A 16,935-nucleotide genomic window follows, 5' to 3' on the forward strand; every position below is an offset into this window, starting at 1 on the left:
AATCAATATGAAAAAGAATTTATATATAATAGGAGCAGCTGCCCTTTCACTGTTAGTAAGTAGTTGCGACAAAGATTTCCTTGAGGTAGAGCCTACGGAGCAGCTGTCGCCTGAGCAAATTGCGGCGGCTGCCGAGAAAGATCCATCTTTGTTAAACGGTAACATCTCTGGTTTATACTCTACCATGTATAACACAGGAACAGGTGGAACGGATCTTGACCACGATGATTTTGGGCAGAAAGGCTATGATATCTATAGCGACATGCTCGTTTCGGATATGGTTCTGGGTGGGGTTACTTATGGCTGGTATTCTAGAATCGCCAGATTCCAGACTACTGTCGATAATACGGATATCGGCGCGTACAAGCCCTGGCGCTATTATTACCGAATCATATTCGGAGCAAATACAGTAATTGATGCCTTGGGCGGAACTGACCAGGAGCAAACTGAACCCTTGAGACGTCACATCATGGGGCAGGCAAAGGCGATGCGCGGTTATGCATATTTCTACTTGGCCCAGTTGTATGCAAAGGGGTATGGCTCTGGCTCAGAGAAAATCCTGCCGATTTATACTGATACGCAGGTTCCAAATCAACCTAAAAGCACTTCGGAAGAGGTATATGCTTTAATCATTGATGACTTGAGCCAAGCAGTAGATTATTTGGATGATTTTAACCGAACGTCCAAAGACCAAATCGACAAAACTGTGGCAAAAGGGTTGCTCTCCTATGCCTTGGCAGCGAGAGGAACTACTGAAGACCTGAGCCGTGTAGTTACCCTAACAGATGACGTGATTACAGCAGGTGGGTATCGCGTCACAAATGAGCAAGAGTTATATGGTAAAGTGGTAGATGGCGTATTAACGAATCCTGAGTCTGGATTTAACAACGTTGCAACGCCTAGCTGGATGTGGGGTGTAGACCTTACATTAGCCAATGACCTCGACCTCGTTTCGTGGTGGGGACAAGTTGACACGTATACCTATAGCTATGCTTGGGCAGGAGATCCAAAAATTATCGACAAAGGGCTATATGATGCAATACGTGAGGATGACTTGAGGAAAAAGCAATTTAGCGCGACTTCTTATCGGCCACTTTATAAGTTCTTTGACCCAGCTAGAAAAATTGGTGGACAGAGAAATGTGACAACTGACTACGTGTACATGCGTGTGGAGGAAATGATCCTGTTAAATGCTGAGGCTAAGGCTCGATTGGGCCAAGACGATGCAGCTAAGGAAATGCTAAAGCAGTTGCTGGAGAAAAGGATCACTGACTATAGTTATGTAGACGGGCTTAGCGGACAAGCACTCCTGGACGAGATTTACCTTCAGACTCGCATAGAGCTTTGGGGAGAGGGTAAAGCATACTTAGCCATGAAGCGACTCAAAGAGAACGTTGTTCGAGGTGCAAACCATTTATTTGATGCAGGAAGCTCATTTCCGTACAATGCAGACGAACTTACGTTTCCTATACCTCAGGCAGAAGTGCTCAATAACCCACAACTTGATTTATAAGAATCAATTAGCAATAGAATAACTTTTGTTGTGCTGAAAAAATATTAAGCATGTTTAAGGTAATCTATTCCAATACAAAAGGGGCTGTTCTTCGGAGCAGCCCCTTTTGTATTGGAATAGATTACTATCTTATGTAACATTTAAAGCGATAAAACTCAAATGAAAACCAAAGCCATACTGCTAGGCACCATCTGCTTCGTTTCCGGGGCATTCGTGACCAAACTGGCAGACAATAAACTAACGGTGGCCATGCTGCAGGATGCCCAGAAAACCATGGGCCTGCACTTCTCAGACGCGCAACTCGACTCTACCCTGACCGAGCTGGAAGAGAACCGGGAGAACTATGAGGCAGTGCGCAAGGTGAAGTTGCCAAACAGTGTGCCTCCCGCGCTGGTGTTCAACCCGATCCCGGTGGGGTATACCTTCGCGCAGCAGAGAACACCCTTTGCGGTGGAAAGGCCGGAAAAAGTGAAAATGCCGAGGCACCGCGACGAGCTGGCTTTCTACTCTGTTCCGCAGTTGGCCGAGCTGGTGCGCACGCAGCAGATAAGCTCAGAGGAACTGACCAAGTTTTTCCTGGCCCGCCTGAAGAAGTACGGCCCCACGCTGGAGTGTATAACTACCCTGACCGAGGAACTGGCCATGCAGCAGGCACGGCAGGCAGACAAAGAAATCAAGGCGGGCAAGTACAAGGGCATACTGCACGGTATACCGTTTGGCGTGAAAGACCTCCTGTCGACCAGAAAGTACAAGACAACCTGGGGCGCGATGCCTTACAAAGACCAGGTAATTGACGAGGACGCCACCGTGGTGCAGCGCCTGCAGGATGCCGGCGGCGTGCTGGTGGCCAAGACCACCTTAGGTGCGCTGGCCATGGGCGATGTATGGTATGGCGGCAAAACACGCACGCCCTGGGACATCACCAAAGGCTCCAGCGGGTCTTCGGCCGGGTCGGCGGCGGCAGTGGCAGGCGGTCTGCTGCCTTACGCCATCGGCACCGAAACACTGGGCTCCATCGTGTCGCCGTCTACGGCGTGTGGCACCACGGGCCTCCGTCCTACTTTTGGCCGTGTGAGCCGCCACGGGGCAATGGCCCTGAGCTGGTCGATGGACAAGATCGGGCCGATCGCGCGCTCAGCCGAAGACTGCGCCATTGTGTTCGACGCCATATATGGCCCGGATGGCAAGGACCAGTCGGTATATGATGCGCCGTTTAACTACAACCCAGGCATCGATGTGAAGAAGCTCCGCGTGGGGTATCTGAAAAACGACTTCGACGGGAAGTATGGCTTCAAGCAGAATGACGAGGCCACGTTAGCGACGCTGCGCAAGGCTGGTATAGAGTTGGTGCCACTTGAACTGCCCGACCTCCCGGCCCGCGCCCTCACCGTGACCATCTCGGTGGAAGGAGCTGCCGCCTTCGACGACCTGACCCGCAGCGGGCGCGACAGCCTGCTGGTAGCGCAGCACAAGAACGCGTGGCCAAACACCTTCAGGGCGGCGCGCTTCGTGCCTGCCGTGGAGTATCTACAGGCGCAGCGCGTGCGCACGCTGCTGGTGCAGCAGATGCAGGAAAAACTAAAGGATGTGGATGTGTACCTCAGCCCGTCCTTTGGCAGCAGCAACCTGGTGGTTACCAATCTGACCGGCCATCCCTGCGTGGTGCTGCCAAACGGCTTCCAGGAAAACGGCATGCCGACCACAATCACGTTTATGGGCAAACTGTTTGGCGAGGCAGAGCTGCTGAGCTTTGCCAAATTCTACCAAGGCCTGACAGACCATGAGGAGAAACACCCGGACATGAATTTTGGGAAGAAAAAGAAATCCAAAGTTTAAAATAAAAAACAGCCGCCTGCCTCAGGTGGCTGTTTTTGTTTTATGCCGGTATCCGGTTAATTTTATAGGATCACAAACCTGAGCTAACACTACATACACACTAACATGCTGTTTAAAATGAGATTCGTGGCCCTGTGGGCCTTTCTATTGCTGAGTGCCGGAACGGCACAGACGCAGGACAAGAAAATGGAGTTGAGCGTGGAGAAAATCATGCGCGACCCAAAATGGATCGGCACCTCGCCCAGCAACATCTTCTGGTCAGAAGACGGCAAGAAGATCTATTTCAGCTGGAACCCGGACGGAAACAAAGCTGACTCGCTCTACAGCGTGTCGGCTGACGGCAAAAACATACAGAAGGTGAGCCCGCGGGAGAGGCTACAACTGCCAGCCCCAAACGGACAGTATAACCGCGCCAAAACCAGAAAGGTGTACGAGAAAAACGGAGACATCTACCTGTATGATATAAAGGCCGGAAAGCCGCAGCAAATCACCAACACCGTGGAGCGGGAGAGCAGCCCGGCGTTTAGCCACTCCGAGCAGAAAGTGCTCTATGTGAAAGACAACAACCTGTATGCCTGGACGATCAACAATGGCCAAACGGTGCAACTGACAGACTTCAGGAAAGGAAGAAAGCCTGCCGACGAAGACAAAGACCCGCAGCGCGATTGGCTGAAGGCACAGCAGCTGGCCCTGCTGCAAACGGTGCGCGACCGCGAAGCGGAAAAGGAAACACTCGAAAAGCAGCTGAAACGCGAATCCCCAGCCCGGCCCAAAGAAATTTACACCGAGGATAAGGCGGTTGCCAGCCAAAGTCTGAGCCCCGACGAGCAGTTTGTCTTCTTCCAGCTGATTGCCCGGCCAAAGAACGCGAAAGTGGCGATCGTGCCGAACTACATCACCTCCTCCGGTTATACCGAGGACCTCATGACCCGCACCAAGGTGGGCGACGCCCAGAATGCCTCCGCCTTTTTCGTCTATGACACAAAGCGCGACACGGCTTTTTCGGTTTCTATGAAGGGAATCGCGGGAATGGACCAGCAGCCGGCATATATAGCCGAGCGGGTGGCGAAAAGCGCCTCGGCCAAAGACTCTGCAAGCACGAAAACCAGAAAAGAGGCCATCCGGGCGACGGCGATTTACGGCCCATACTGGTCTGACAATGGCAGGCAGGCGGTAGTGGTGGCCCGCTCCGAGGACAACAAAGACCGCTGGATACTGAAGCTGGACCCCGCAACCGGTAAACTCTCCCTGCTGGACCGCCAGCGCGATGAGGCCTGGATCAATGGGCCGGGCATTGGGTATGGCTCCGGGGATATCGGCTGGATGCCCGACAACCAGCGGGTATGGTTTCAGTCGGAGGAAAGCGGCTACGCGCACCTATATACCGTGGACGTGCGCAGCGGCCAGAAGAAAGCCCTGACCAGCGGCAAGTTCGAGGTGTCGGGAGTGCGGCTGTCGGACGACAAAAAGAACTGGTATTTCACCGCCAATAAAACGCACCCCGGCGAGCAGCACTTCTACCGCATGCCCCTGGAGGGAGGGGAACTGGTGCAATTGACCGATATGCCCGGTGCGCAGGAAGTCACGCTGTCGCCCAACGAGAAGGATCTGGCCATACGCTCGTCGGCCAGCAACATGCCCTGGGAGCTGTATGTGATGGACAACAAGAAAAACGGGAAACCGAAGCAGGTGACACATTCGCTCACTGCCGAGTTCAAATCCTATGACTGGCGCGAGCCGGAAGTGGTGACGTTCAAGGCGCAGGACGGAGCCGAAGTATATGCCCGTGTGTACCGACCTGAGAAACCTGAGCAAAATGGACCCGCTGTGGTGTTCGTGCATGGCGCGGGCTACCTCCAAAACGCCCACAAATGGTGGAGCAGCTATTTCAGGGAGTACATGTTCCATAACTTCCTGGCCGACCAGGGCTATACCGTGCTCGATATCGACTACCGTGGAAGCGCTGGCTACGGCCGCGACGTGCGCACGGGCATCTACCGCTTTATGGGCGGCAAAGACCTGAGCGACCACGTGGACGGCGCTAAGTTTCTGACGGAAAAGTATAACGTAGACCCGAGCCGCATCGGCATATATGGCGGTTCCTACGGCGGCTTTATCACGCTGATGGCCATGTTCACAGAGCCGGATGTGTTTGCCGCCGGTGCCGCGCTCCGCTCTGTTACAGACTGGGCGCACTACAACCACGGCTATACCTCCAACATCCTGAACACGCCCTATACCGACAGCACCGCGTATGCCAAGAGCTCGCCCATCTACTATGCAGAGGGCCTGAAAGGCGCCCTGCTGATCGCGCACGGCATGGTCGATACCAACGTCCACTTTCAGGACGTGGTGCGCCTGACGCAGCGCCTGATCGAACTAGGCAAAGACAATTGGGAACTGGCGGTATACCCGGTCGAGAGTCACGGCTTCGTAGAACCCGCCAGCTGGACGGATGAGTATAAGCGCATCTTTAAGCTTTTTGAGGAGAACCTGAAGAAAAAGAAGGAAGACAAGAGCTAGGCAAACGAAAAGCCGCTCTACAAAAAAAGCGCAGACCGTCAATCCGTACGGTCTGCGCTTTTTTAATTAAAAGTTATAGGGAAGTCTGTCAGGCGGAGGCCTATGCATCAAATGCCCGGCTTTGCCGCAGAGAAACCCTAAAACGTATAGGTCAGCAACGCGCCACTGTAATCGCGGCCCGAGATAGGCACCAGGCTCATATTTGTTTTATTGGATTTCTTGTGGAGCTGCGGCACCAGTATACCAGCCGCGGCACCCATCGCATACCCCAGCAAATTGTCGCTCAGGAAGTGCTTGCCTGCGCGGAGCCGGAGATAGCCTACGCCAGCCGGAACAGCGGCAGCGGCAGCCCATACATAAGGGCGGGCAGCGGAGTTCGGGTTAAAATCGTGGAAAATCTTTGCGGCAAAAAAAGTGGCACTGGCAGCGGCAGCGGTATGGCCTGCATAAAACGCGTTACGGGCGTTTGCGGTGGTCTTGTCTGAAAGCTCTACCTCAGAGCTATAGGTAAGCGGTCGGTCGCGTGGTATAAGGCCGTTGGTCATCGTGAAGAAGGCGCCGGTCACGGCCATAGTTTCCACGTACAGCACAAAAACCTGCCCGGCTTTGCCGCGCGCATTGTCGTTGAGCAGCATCACCAGCGGGGCTGCAGCAAAGGAACCATAGAACGGGTAATCGCTCGTTTTCTTCGCTGACTCAGAGTGCCAGCCCGCCGAAAACCGGTCGAAGCGGTTTACATCATTTTTATTCTGCGACAGGGCCTCCAGCTCCGTCATACCATCCTTGTCCTGCATCAGGCTCAACCCATAGGCGCTCAGGCCCATGCCGGCGGCAATAATGGGGGCGTCTACTTTCAGGCTGGTTTCATAAGGGGAATCGTTGCCCTGGCCAAGCACAGTGCCAGACAGCAGGGTAAATAAAGCAAATACAGCTAGTATAGATTTCATATATAGGATATGTCGGGTGAAGTTATTTACCATTCAAACGGTACGTAATTTCAAAAGGTTTTCGGCCCTCTGGCGGTAATCCGGATCGTGTATCGGCCCCGGAACAGTATCGTGCTGGAAGGCAATGAGCTAGGCGTCTGGACTTTTGTCGTCGTGATTGCAGGGCGGGGAGTTTCTCTTTGTATATGTTTATTTTAAGTATGGCGGAATTATTTTAGCTTTGTATCCGCTGCCAGTGCGTGCAGCCGGTTTATACTTTGTACCTAAACCCATACTAATGCCTTATTTGTTTACATCGGAGTCTGTTTCAGAAGGACATCCGGATAAAGTGGCGGATCAGATATCGGATGCGCTGTTAGATGAGTTCCTCAAGCAGGACCCACAGTCGAAAGTAGCCTGCGAAACGCTGGTAACCACCGGGTTGGTGGTGCTGAGCGGAGAGGTGAAAACAGAAGCTTACGTAGATGTGCAGAAGGTGGCCCGCGAGGTGATCAAGCGCATTGGCTATACCAAATCAGAATATAAGTTCGACGCGGACGCCTGCGGTGTGATCTCGGCCATCCATGAGCAGTCAGCAGACATCAACCAGGGCGTGGAGCGCACCAACCCCGAGGACCAAGGTGCCGGCGACCAGGGCATGATGTTCGGCTATGCCACCAACGAAACGGACAATTACATGCCACTGGCGCTCAGCATCTCGCACCTTTTGCTGCAGGAGCTGTCGGCCATACGCAAAGAGGGCAAGGAAATGACCTACCTCCGCCCCGATGCCAAGTCGCAGGTAACCATCCGCTACAACGACAACCACATGCCGGAGATGATCGACACGATCGTGATCTCCACCCAGCACGATGAGTTTGTAATGGCAGAGAACGACAGCCCGGAGGCAAAGAACGCAGCCGAGACAAAGATGGTGCAGCAGATCAAGGCAGATGTTGCCGCCATCCTGATGCCGCGTGTACTCAAGCAGCTCTCAGAGCGCATCCAGTCTTTGTTCGACGACAACATCAAATACCACATCAACCCAACCGGTAAGTTCGTGATCGGTGGCCCACACGGCGACACCGGCCTGACCGGCCGCAAGATCATCGTGGATACGTATGGTGGCAAGGGCGCGCACGGTGGCGGTGCTTTCTCCGGGAAAGACTCTTCCAAAGTAGACCGTTCGGCAGCCTACGCAACCCGCCATATCGCCAAAAACTTGGTGGCAGCGGGCGTGGCCGACCAGGCGTTGGTGCAAGTGGCCTATGCCATCGGGGTAGCCAAGCCGGTTGGCTTGTACGTGACGACTTACGGCTCTACCAAAGTGAAAGACGCGGCAGGAAACACCATGAGCGACGGCGAGATAGCCGAGAAGGTGAACAAGCTGTTCGATATGCGCCCTTACGCCATTGTGCAGCGCTTCGGCTTGCAGAACCCTATCTTTGCGGAAACAGCGGCTTACGGTCATATGGGCAGAACCCCGCAGATGAAGCAGGTAGAGATTGCCAGAAACGGGCAGAAGGAAATCAAGGAGTTCGAGACCTTCACATGGGAGAAACTCGACTACGTAGACAAGATCAAAGCTGAGTTCGGCCTGTAGCCGAAAATCAAGATCATACCATATATAAATCATACAGGACTTTCGCAAAGCTGCCCTTGTTGCGTCTTTTGACCAACAAGTTGTTGGTGAGAACACACAACAACGGCAGGCTGAGACTGCTTTCGCTCCGTGTTTCGATTAGATGCAAAAGCCCAAATCATATATAAACAGAACGGCCTGCTACATGTAGCAGGCCGTTCTGTTTATATATGATTTCCTAATTCGGAATTCGTAATTCGGAATTACAGTGGAAGCGAAGCTTCCGCTGTTCAGTGGGCCATTTGCTTCTGCTTGTGCTTTTTCAGTTGGCGGCGCATGGCATCCACGGCGGCATCGGTAGCGGCCTCAAACGAAGGGGCGTCTTCCTGCGAGAAAAGCGTAGAGCCCGGCACGAAAAGCCTGATTTCCACCGTCTTGTTGTCTATGCCGTCTTTATTGTTGTTTTTCAGGAAAATCTCCCCGTTAATTATTCTGTCGTAAAACGTTTCCAATTTATTTGCCTTCTGCTGAATAAAGGTATTCAGCTGCTCATCAGCCTCGAAGTTAACGGAATGCATTTGTAGCTTCATAATTTTTACGTTTAATGATTTAACTTATGCTTTTGGATGTGCTTTCTCGAAAATAGATTTAAGCTTTTCGATCGAATTGTGGGTGTACACCTGCGTTGCCGCAAGGCTTGCATGGCCCAGTAGATCCTTGATCGCGTTCAGGTCGGCCCCCTTGTTCAGCAAGTGCGTTGCAAAGGAATGGCGCAACACGTGCGGGCTGTTATGTTCGGAGGTTGTGATCAAGCTAATGTACTTTTTTACGACGCGATAAACGAACTTCGGATATAGGGGACGAGCCTTATTAGTAACGAGCAAGTTTACCGAATTGTTATCCTCAAAAAAGCGCGCTTTCTGCTCCTGATAGGCCCCTATACTGCTCAGAAGCGAATCATTGAGGGGAACAATGCGCTCTTTATTGCCCTTGCCGAGCACGCGCACTGTTTTGCCACGGTGGTCAATATCAGCGTGTTGGACGCCCAGAAGCTCGGCCAGGCGGATACCGGTGCCATACAAAAACTCCAAAATCAGGCGATCTCGCTGGCCCTCAAAGTTTTCCTCGAAAGTAAAGGTGTCAAGCAAGGCGTTAAAGGGCTCTTCAGCCACAAAAACAGGGAGTTTCTTGGAGGCTTTGGGAGCCTTGATGCGCAGCATGGGGTTGACCGCGATACGCTCCTGCGCCAGCAGGAAACGATAGTACGAGCGCAGGCAGGCAATCTTGCGGTTGATGGAGCGCGGCTGGATGTTCTGCTGCACCAGCGTCAGGATCCAGGAGCGGATAATGGTATGGTCGGCCTCGGCGGCGTCCGTGATCTCGTAGACATCGCGCAGGTACTGCGCAAACTGGCCCAGATCGGTGTGATAGGAGGTAAGGGTGTGCGGGCTATACCGCTTCTCGTATTGGAGGTACTTAAAAAACAAATCCATAAATCGGTATGGCCACTGTTGTGGAGCAGCCTTACCAATTTATGGAAAAATAAAGTATGTTGTTAGAAAGACTAGTAGTTTTGATCAGCAAACATCTGCTGCTTGTATACCGCTCTTTCTTTTTGCTTTCTCTTTGAAATAGATGGCTTCTCGAAATACGCTCTGGAACGCAGCTCTTTCAAAACGCCGGTTCTCTCGAATTTCTTTTTGAATCTCTTCAATGCACGGTCTACAGACTCGTTATCCTTTACGTTGATAATAATCATATTGGTCTCGTTTCTCTTTGAATTAGGGTTGCAAATTTAGTCAAGGTTATACTTAAAAATCAATAGATTGGCTAAATATATTTCTCCCCGACCCTTATTTTTTCTAAAATCCTGCTAAAAGGAGGTTTTATACCTACCTACGCGGCAATTACTTCAGTATCGCTCTGGCAATAACAAGTTTCTGTATCTCACTTGTTCCCTCCCCGATGGTGCAAAGCTTTGCGTCGCGGTAGTATTTCTCGGCGGGATAGTCTTTCGTGAAGCCGTAACCGCCGAAAATCTGCACGCCCTCAGTTGCCGCGCGCACCGCCACCTCAGAGGCATAATACTTCGCCATGGCAGACTCCTTGGTCACGTTCAGGCCCCGGTTCTTCATGTCTGCCGCCTGATAGGTGAGCAGCGATGCCGCCTCAATCTCAGTGGCCATGTCGGCCAGCTTGAAGGAGATGCCCTGGAAGCTGGAGATTGGCTTGTTAAACTGGTTGCGCTCCTGCGAGTAGGCCAGGGCGGCATCAAACGCACCCTGGGCGATCCCCAGCGAAAGCGCGGCAATGGATATGCGGCCGCCATCCAGCACTTTCATGGCCTGGATGAAGCCCTCGCCCACGTTGCCCAGCATCTGGCTCTGGTGCACGCGGCAATCCTCAAATATCATCTCTGTCGTTTCGGAGGCGCGCATGCCCAGCTTGTCTTCCTTGCGGCCGGCGCTAAAACCCGGTGTGCCGCGCTCAACAACAAAGGTGGTCATGCCGTGGGAGTCGCCTACCTCGCCGGTACGCACGATCACCACCGCCACATTGCCTGATTTGCCATGGGTGATGAAGTTCTTGGCTCCGTTGATTACCCAATGGTCGCCGTCCTGCACAGCCACCGTGCGCATGTTGCCAGCGTCCGAGCCCGTGTTCGGCTCCGTCAGGCCCCAGGCCCCAATCCACTCGGCGGTGGCCAGTTTCGGGAGGTATTTGCCTTTCTGCTCCTCGTTTCCGAATTGTAAGATGTGGCCGGTGCACAGCGAGTTGTGCGCCGCCATCGAAAGGCCAATGGAACCGTCGATCTTTGATAACTCAGCAATGGCCGTCACATACTCCAGGTACCCGAAGCCCGAGCCGCCATACTCTGTCGGCACCAGCACGCCCATCAGGCCTAGCTTGCCCAACTCTTTGAAGACTTCGATCGGGAACTCCTGGCTTTCGTCCCATTCCATCATCTTCGGTTTGATATGCTTTGCACCAAAATCACGGATCATGTCCGCGATCATACGCTGATTTTCAGTCGTTCTTAATTCCATTTATTCTTTAGAGTATAGCAGGTGTAGTAGTTATTATTCAGTTTAACGGCATTGTAAATCCGTTGTTTACAAAGCTATAGAAAAGGCGTGTCATTTTGGATAGATATTGATAAATAATTAACCAGGTGTGTTTTATGGGTGTGATAATTGAGTAATTTTCAATATTTGACCGCTATTTTAATATTTTATCAAAATTAAGCCGGCATCTTAACACTATGGAATTATATAGGGGGGCTACGCGGTTGTGTATGGAGGCCAAGAGTGTTTTATGCGCCCGGGAAACCGCCCGGCGCGGATTGCACTACTTATTAGGAAAAGCCTATGTTTTAGCGCGAGGTATGCGTAAATTGGCTTGATTTTGACAGTGATGTTTAATTGCGTTATTTTGAAGTTTACCTACCCGATAGCAGCTGATGGGTTGCCACAGGTGCCAAAGAGTTGCAGATGATACAGTTTTTGAAGAACATTTTTGGAAGCAGCGCCCCCCTCGAGGAATCGTTCAGCGCCCTACGGGTGGACATGCACTCGCATATCCTGCCCGGCATCGACGATGGCGCTGAGAACATCGAGCGCTCGCTCGAACTGGTGCGGGCCTTGCAGGCGCTGGGCTACCGCAAGCTGATCATGACGCCCCACATCATGAGCGATTTTTACAAGAACACGCCCGAGATTATCCGCGGGAAGCTGGCCGAGCTGCAAAAGGCCGTGGCCGTGGCCGGGATAGAGATGGAGCTGGCGTGCGCGGCCGAGTATTACCTGGATGAGGGTTTCCTGGAGAAGCTGCAGAATAACGAGGAACTGCTGACGTTTGGCGACAAGTACCTGCTGTTCGAAACCTCCTTCCTCAACGAGCCTCTCAACCTGCGGGAAGCCATCTTCATGATGCGCTCAAAAGGGTATAAACCCGTGCTGGCGCACCCAGAGCGCTATACCTATTTCTATGGCAAGTTCGACGCGCTTGCGACCCTGCGCGAGCACGGCGTGCTGTTTCAGCCTAACCTGAACTCACTCACGGGCTATTACTCGCCGGGGGCCAAAGACTTTGCCGAGCGCCTGATAGACGAGGGACTGGTCGACTTTCTGGGGTCCGACACGCACGGCCTGAAGCATACAGACAGCCTGAGGCGCGTACTCAGCAGCAAGCACCTGAGCAAGGCGTTTGCGCTGCCGCTCCGCAACAGCCTGCTCTAGCAAATCAAATCTGATCTTAGAAACATACTTCCACACGCATGGTATTTGTAACGGGGGGCAGCGGCCTGATCGGCACGTTCCTGATTCCGGCGCTGCTGCAGCAGGGGCATCAGGTCAGGGCGCTTTACCGGGGGCAGGTACCGGCTATTCGGGGCGCCGGGCAGGTGCACTGGCAGGAAGGCGACGTACTGGACCCGACCTTCCTTAGGGAGGCGCTACAGGGCGTGCGCTATGTCTTTCACTGCGCTGGCCTGGTTTCCTATGCCCCGCAGGACGAGGCGGCCCTGAAGCAAGTGAACATCGAAGGAACCGCAAATATCGTGGACGCATGCCTGGAGCACCCGGAGATCAAGCTTTGCCACGTCAGCTCCATCGCGGCGGTGGGGCGGCCAAAAGGCACCAGCGTGCTCACGGAGAGCAATAAATGGGATGCGGCCGAGGAGCACTCGGCCTATGCCAGCACGAAGTATTGGGGCGAGCTGGAGGTATGGCGCGGCGTGGCCGAAGGGCTGAACGCCGTGATCGTGAACCCCTCTATTGTGCTTGGCCCCGCCGATTGGGACCGCAGCAGCACACAGCTCTTTAAGTATGCCTACAACGAGCACCCTTTTTATACCGGCGGGAGTGCTAACTTTGTGGATGTGCGCGACGTGGTGGCGGCCATGCTGCAACTCACCTTCTCGGATATATCCGGAGAAAGGTTTATATTGAATGCGGGGCTCCTCAGCTATAAGTCATTTTTTGAGCAGGCGGCCAGCTGTTTCGGCAAAAAGGCGCCGAACACAAAAGTGCCGCCGCTGGTGGCCGAGGTGGTGTGGCGCCTGGAGCACGTGCGGGCCCGCCTTACCGGGGCGCGGCCGCTCATCACGAAACAGACGGCTAGGGTGGCTGCGAAAAGCCACGCCTTCAGCAGCCAGAAGGTATGCGATGCGCTTGGCTTCTCGTTTAGGCCCGTTGCCGAGTCCATTGCCTGGGTGTGCGGGCAGCTGCAGCTTCATCTGGCAGCCGGCAGCCGCGACTAAACTATTTGCCCTGTTAAAATGTAATAAAACAAAAGCTGTTTTCACGCAGCTGGATGGATATCGGAGATGAAAGAGAACTTTGAAGAACATAGCGAGGAACTGGAACTGATTCAACGCTTCGAGCGCATGCTCGGCAGCAACGAGACAGTGTTCTTCGACCTGACGGATTTTGAGTACATAATTGATCACTACACCGCTAATTTTGAATATACCAAGGCGCTGGCGGCCTGCGACTCTGCCCTCGCCCAATACCCTTTCTCCACCGAGATGCAGATCGACAAGGCGCAGCTGCTGGCCATGGCCGGCAATTTCGAGGATGCGCTCACCCTCATCAACCAGGTGGCAGAGGTAGACCCCGAGAACGCAGACGTGCAGCTGACGCGCGGCATCATCTTTACACAGCGCAGCGAGTTCCGCGAGGCCATCGACCATTTTAAGAAGGCCCTGGCCTACGCCTCCGACGACCGCGACGACATTTACTTCAACATCGGGCTTGCTTACCAGACCTGGGGCAAGTTCAGCTCGGCGGTGAAGTACTACAAAAAGTGCATCGAGCTGAATATGGAGAACGAGGCGGCCATGCAGGAGATTCTGTATTGCCTGGAGGTGACCAACACTATCAGCGAAAACACGGCGTTTTTCCAGAAGTTCGTCGACAATGAGCCCTACTCCTCAGTCGCCTGGTTCAACCTGGGCAACATGTACAACAAGATGGGGGCCTACGAGAAAGCCATCGCCGCCTACGACTACGCCACCATCATCGATCCCAAGTTTATCACTGCCTACAACAACATGGCCAACGCGCTGGTGTTTGTGGGCGATTACCTGAAGGCCATTGAGGCGTTTGGCTTTATGGTAGAGCACAGCGGCCCCTCGGCCGAGGCCTACTGCAACATCGGGGAGTGTTACGAGAAGCTGAAGCAGTGGGACCTGTCGCGGCGCTATTACCAGAAGTCCGTGGACCTGGAGCCCGAGATGGACGAGGCCTGGTTTGGGATCGGTATGATCCTGGACGCGCAGGGCAAGTGGTATGAGGCCGTGCACTTCTTCAAGAAGGCGGTGGACCTGTACGACGACAGCGCTGACTACTGGGTGGCGCTGGCCTCGGCGGAGTACCAGGTGGGGCATGTGGTGTCGGCGCTGGAGAGCTATATGCGCGCCGCCGACATCCGGCCCGACGACAAGGACATCTACCTGAACTGGTCCATCATCCTGTTCGAGCAGGGCAATTTCGAGGAAGCCACCGACATTATTCTGAATGCCATCGAGATTCAGCCCAAGGAGGCTGAGCTGTATTACAGGGCCTGCGCCTACATGCTTTCGGCAGGAAAATACCGCGAAGCTTACAATTATCTGGAAAATGCGTTAGTTTTGGACTTTGATAAGCACAAGCTGCTCTTCGAGTTCTTCCCCGAACTGGAGTCGCAGCGTGCCCTGTCCCGATTGATTGATCAGTATCGCAAATAAAAATAAATGAATTATTCGCTTAATAGTATTCCCGAGCGTGCGCTGAAGCCACGTGAGCGCGGTTACACCATGGCCATGGACAAGGGCCTGAGCATACGTGAGGTAGAAGATTTTATAGAGGTTGCCGGAGAGTACACGGACATTGTGAAACTAGGCTGGGCCACTTCCTATGTGGTGCCGAACCTGCAGAAGAAGCTGGATGTATACCGGGCCGCGGGCATACCGGTGTATTTTGGGGGCACGCTTTTCGAGGCCTTCATCGTGCGCAACCAGTTTGAGGACTACCGCCGCCTGCTCGACAAGTACCAGATGACCTATGCCGAGGTATCGGACGGCTCTCTGGAGATGGAGCATGAGGTGAAGTGCAACTACATCAGAAACCTGTCGGAGCAGGTAACCGTGCTGTCGGAGGTGGGCTCCAAGGACGACACCAAGATCATCCCGCCATACATGTGGATCAGGCTGATGCAGGCCGAGCTGGACGCCGGTGCCTGGAAGGTGATCGGGGAGGCCCGCGAGGGCGGCAACGTGGGCTTGTTCCGGGCAACCGGCGAGGTGCGGAGCGGCTTGGTGGAGGAAATCCTGACCAAGATCCCGTTTGAGAAGATCCTGTGGGAGGCCCCGCAGAAATCGCAGCAGGTATGGTTTATCAAGCTGCTGGGTGCCAACGTGAACCTGGGCAACATCGCCCCAAGCGAGGTGATTCCGCTGGAGACGATCCGCCTGGGCCTGCGCGGCGATACCTTCAGCCACTTCCTGGATATGGAAAACTCCAACCTGAAAGGATAAACTATACATACAAAGTGATAAATTGCCCGTCGGTATGGCCGCACGGGCAATTTTGCGTTTAGCCGCCATCCCCTTGCGTTTATCAGACTTATGCAACGAAGATCATTAAAAGAGTACCTCCTGCTGTTCTCAAAGGGAGCGGGTATGGGCGCGGCCGATGTGGTGCCGGGCGTGTCGGGTGGCACCATCGCCTTCATCACGGGCATTTACGAGGAGCTGCTGGGCTCCATCCGCTCGGTTAACGGCGAGGCGGTGAAGCTGCTGCTGCGCTTCCGGCTGGCCGATTTCTGGCGGCACATCAACGGCTCGTTCCTGGTGGTGCTGCTGTCCGGCATTCTGTTCTCCATCGTGTCGCTCTCCCGGATTATTTTATACCTGCTGGAGAACTACCCCGAGATGCTGTGGTCCTTTTTCTTCGGGCTGATCGTGGCCTCGGCCGTGGTGGTGGGCAAAAAGATCACCCGGTGGTCGGGCGGGGTCATCCTGTTTGGCCTGCTCGGGGCCGCCGTCGCCTATTACGTCACGGTGGCTACGCCCACCCAAACCCCCGAAGCCTACTGGTTCATCTTCCTGTCGGGGGCTATTGCCATCTGCGCCATGATCCTGCCGGGCATTTCGGGGAGTTTCCTGCTGGTGCTGCTGGCCAAGTATGAGTTTATACTGGGAGCCGTGAAGGAGTTCCGGGTGAGCGTGGTGGCGGTGTTCGGCCTGGGCTGCGTGGTGGGTATCCTCACGTTCTCGCATGTGCTCAACTGGGCGCTCAAGAATTACCACAACGCCACCGTGGCGCTGCTCACAGGCTTCATGGTCGGCTCGCTGAACAAGGTATGGCCCTGGAAGCAAACCCTGGAAACCTATACCGACCGCCACGGCGAGGTGAAGCCGCTGGTGCAGGACAACGTGCTGCCGGGCGCGTACGAAAGTCTGACAGGGCATGAGTCATACCTGATGTATGGCATTTTGCTGGCTATCCTCGGCTTCGCGCTCGTGTACCTGGTAGACCACTTTACAGACGATAACACTCAAAAGGTTTAACGGC

At 53.9% G+C, this 16,935-nt stretch carries 14 protein-coding genes; 9 read left to right on the forward strand and 5 right to left on the reverse strand.

Annotated elements, in window-relative coordinates; all coding sequences use genetic code 11:
• Positions 1 to 7: 7 nt before the first annotated feature.
• From MKJ04_RS19195 to MKJ04_RS19205, 3 genes are all read left to right on the forward strand, one after another.
• Positions 8 to 1,513, forward strand: a complete 1,506-nt coding sequence (locus tag MKJ04_RS19195; RefSeq protein ID WP_241643286.1) for a RagB/SusD family nutrient uptake outer membrane protein — start codon at positions 8 to 10, stop codon at positions 1,511 to 1,513.
• Between the two features lie 159 nt (positions 1,514 to 1,672).
• On the forward strand, positions 1,673 to 3,349 hold the full coding sequence (locus MKJ04_RS19200; RefSeq protein WP_241643287.1) for an amidase: 1,677 nt from the start codon (positions 1,673 to 1,675) through the stop codon (positions 3,347 to 3,349).
• Positions 3,350 to 3,454: 105 nt separating this feature from the next.
• The gene (locus MKJ04_RS19205; protein WP_241643288.1) at positions 3,455 to 5,872 is read left to right on the forward strand and encodes a S9 family peptidase; all 2,418 of its coding nucleotides are present in this window, start codon (positions 3,455 to 3,457) and stop codon (positions 5,870 to 5,872) included.
• Positions 5,873 to 6,009: 137 nt separating this feature from the next.
• On the opposite strand, the gene MKJ04_RS19210 is transcribed toward MKJ04_RS19205, so the two are convergent.
• Complete coding sequence (locus MKJ04_RS19210) at positions 6,010 to 6,819, reverse strand: phosphatase PAP2 family protein (protein WP_241643289.1); 810 nt, start codon at positions 6,817 to 6,819, stop codon at positions 6,010 to 6,012.
• Positions 6,820 to 7,096: 277 nt separating this feature from the next.
• On the opposite strand from MKJ04_RS19210, the gene metK reads away from it, so the two are divergent.
• Positions 7,097 to 8,401 carry a methionine adenosyltransferase gene (gene metK, locus MKJ04_RS19215; protein WP_241643290.1) on the forward strand — a complete coding sequence of 435 codons (1,305 nt, stop codon included), beginning with the start codon at positions 7,097 to 7,099 and terminating at the stop codon, positions 8,399 to 8,401.
• 269 nt (positions 8,402 to 8,670) lie between these two features.
• Here metK and hpf read toward each other — a convergent pair whose 3' ends face one another.
• From hpf to MKJ04_RS19235, 4 genes are all read right to left on the reverse strand, one after another.
• Entirely contained in the window at positions 8,671 to 8,970 is a 300-nt protein-coding gene (gene hpf / locus MKJ04_RS19220; protein ID WP_241643291.1) for a ribosome hibernation-promoting factor, HPF/YfiA family, read from the reverse strand.
• Between the two features lie 24 nt (positions 8,971 to 8,994).
• On the reverse strand, positions 8,995 to 9,873 hold the full coding sequence (locus tag MKJ04_RS19225) for a tyrosine-type recombinase/integrase (protein ID WP_241643292.1): 879 nt from the start codon (positions 9,871 to 9,873) through the stop codon (positions 8,995 to 8,997).
• Positions 9,874 to 9,944: 71 nt separating this feature from the next.
• Entirely contained in the window at positions 9,945 to 10,139 is a 195-nt protein-coding gene (rpsU, locus tag MKJ04_RS19230; protein ID WP_241643293.1) for a 30S ribosomal protein S21, read from the reverse strand.
• 148 nt (positions 10,140 to 10,287) lie between these two features.
• Positions 10,288 to 11,427, reverse strand: a complete 1,140-nt coding sequence (locus tag MKJ04_RS19235) for an acyl-CoA dehydrogenase family protein (RefSeq protein ID WP_241643294.1) — start codon at positions 11,425 to 11,427, stop codon at positions 10,288 to 10,290.
• A gap of 444 nt (positions 11,428 to 11,871) precedes the next feature.
• On the opposite strand from MKJ04_RS19235, the gene MKJ04_RS19240 reads away from it, so the two are divergent.
• The 5 genes from MKJ04_RS19240 (at position 11,872) to MKJ04_RS19260 (ending at position 16,931) form a co-directional block, all read left to right on the forward strand.
• A complete protein-coding gene (locus tag MKJ04_RS19240; protein ID WP_241643295.1) occupies positions 11,872 to 12,618 on the forward strand; it encodes a tyrosine-protein phosphatase in 747 nt (248 codons plus the stop codon).
• Between the two features lie 38 nt (positions 12,619 to 12,656).
• Positions 12,657 to 13,640: an NAD-dependent epimerase/dehydratase family protein gene (locus tag MKJ04_RS19245; RefSeq protein WP_241643296.1), complete on the forward strand. Its 984-nt coding sequence runs from the start codon at positions 12,657 to 12,659 to the stop codon at positions 13,638 to 13,640.
• 66 nt (positions 13,641 to 13,706) lie between these two features.
• Complete coding sequence (locus MKJ04_RS19250) at positions 13,707 to 15,107, forward strand: tetratricopeptide repeat protein (RefSeq protein ID WP_241643297.1); 1,401 nt, start codon at positions 13,707 to 13,709, stop codon at positions 15,105 to 15,107.
• Between the two features lie 6 nt (positions 15,108 to 15,113).
• A complete protein-coding gene (locus MKJ04_RS19255) occupies positions 15,114 to 15,896 on the forward strand; it encodes a phosphosulfolactate synthase (protein WP_241643298.1) in 783 nt (260 codons plus the stop codon).
• 90 nt (positions 15,897 to 15,986) lie between these two features.
• Entirely contained in the window at positions 15,987 to 16,931 is a 945-nt protein-coding gene (locus MKJ04_RS19260; RefSeq protein ID WP_241643299.1) for a DUF368 domain-containing protein, read from the forward strand.
• Positions 16,932 to 16,935: the final 4 nt, after the last annotated feature.

The sequence above is a fragment of the Pontibacter sp. E15-1 genome (assembly GCF_022601975.1).
In the GTDB taxonomy this organism is placed as follows: Bacteria; Bacteroidota; Bacteroidia; order Cytophagales; family Hymenobacteraceae; genus Pontibacter.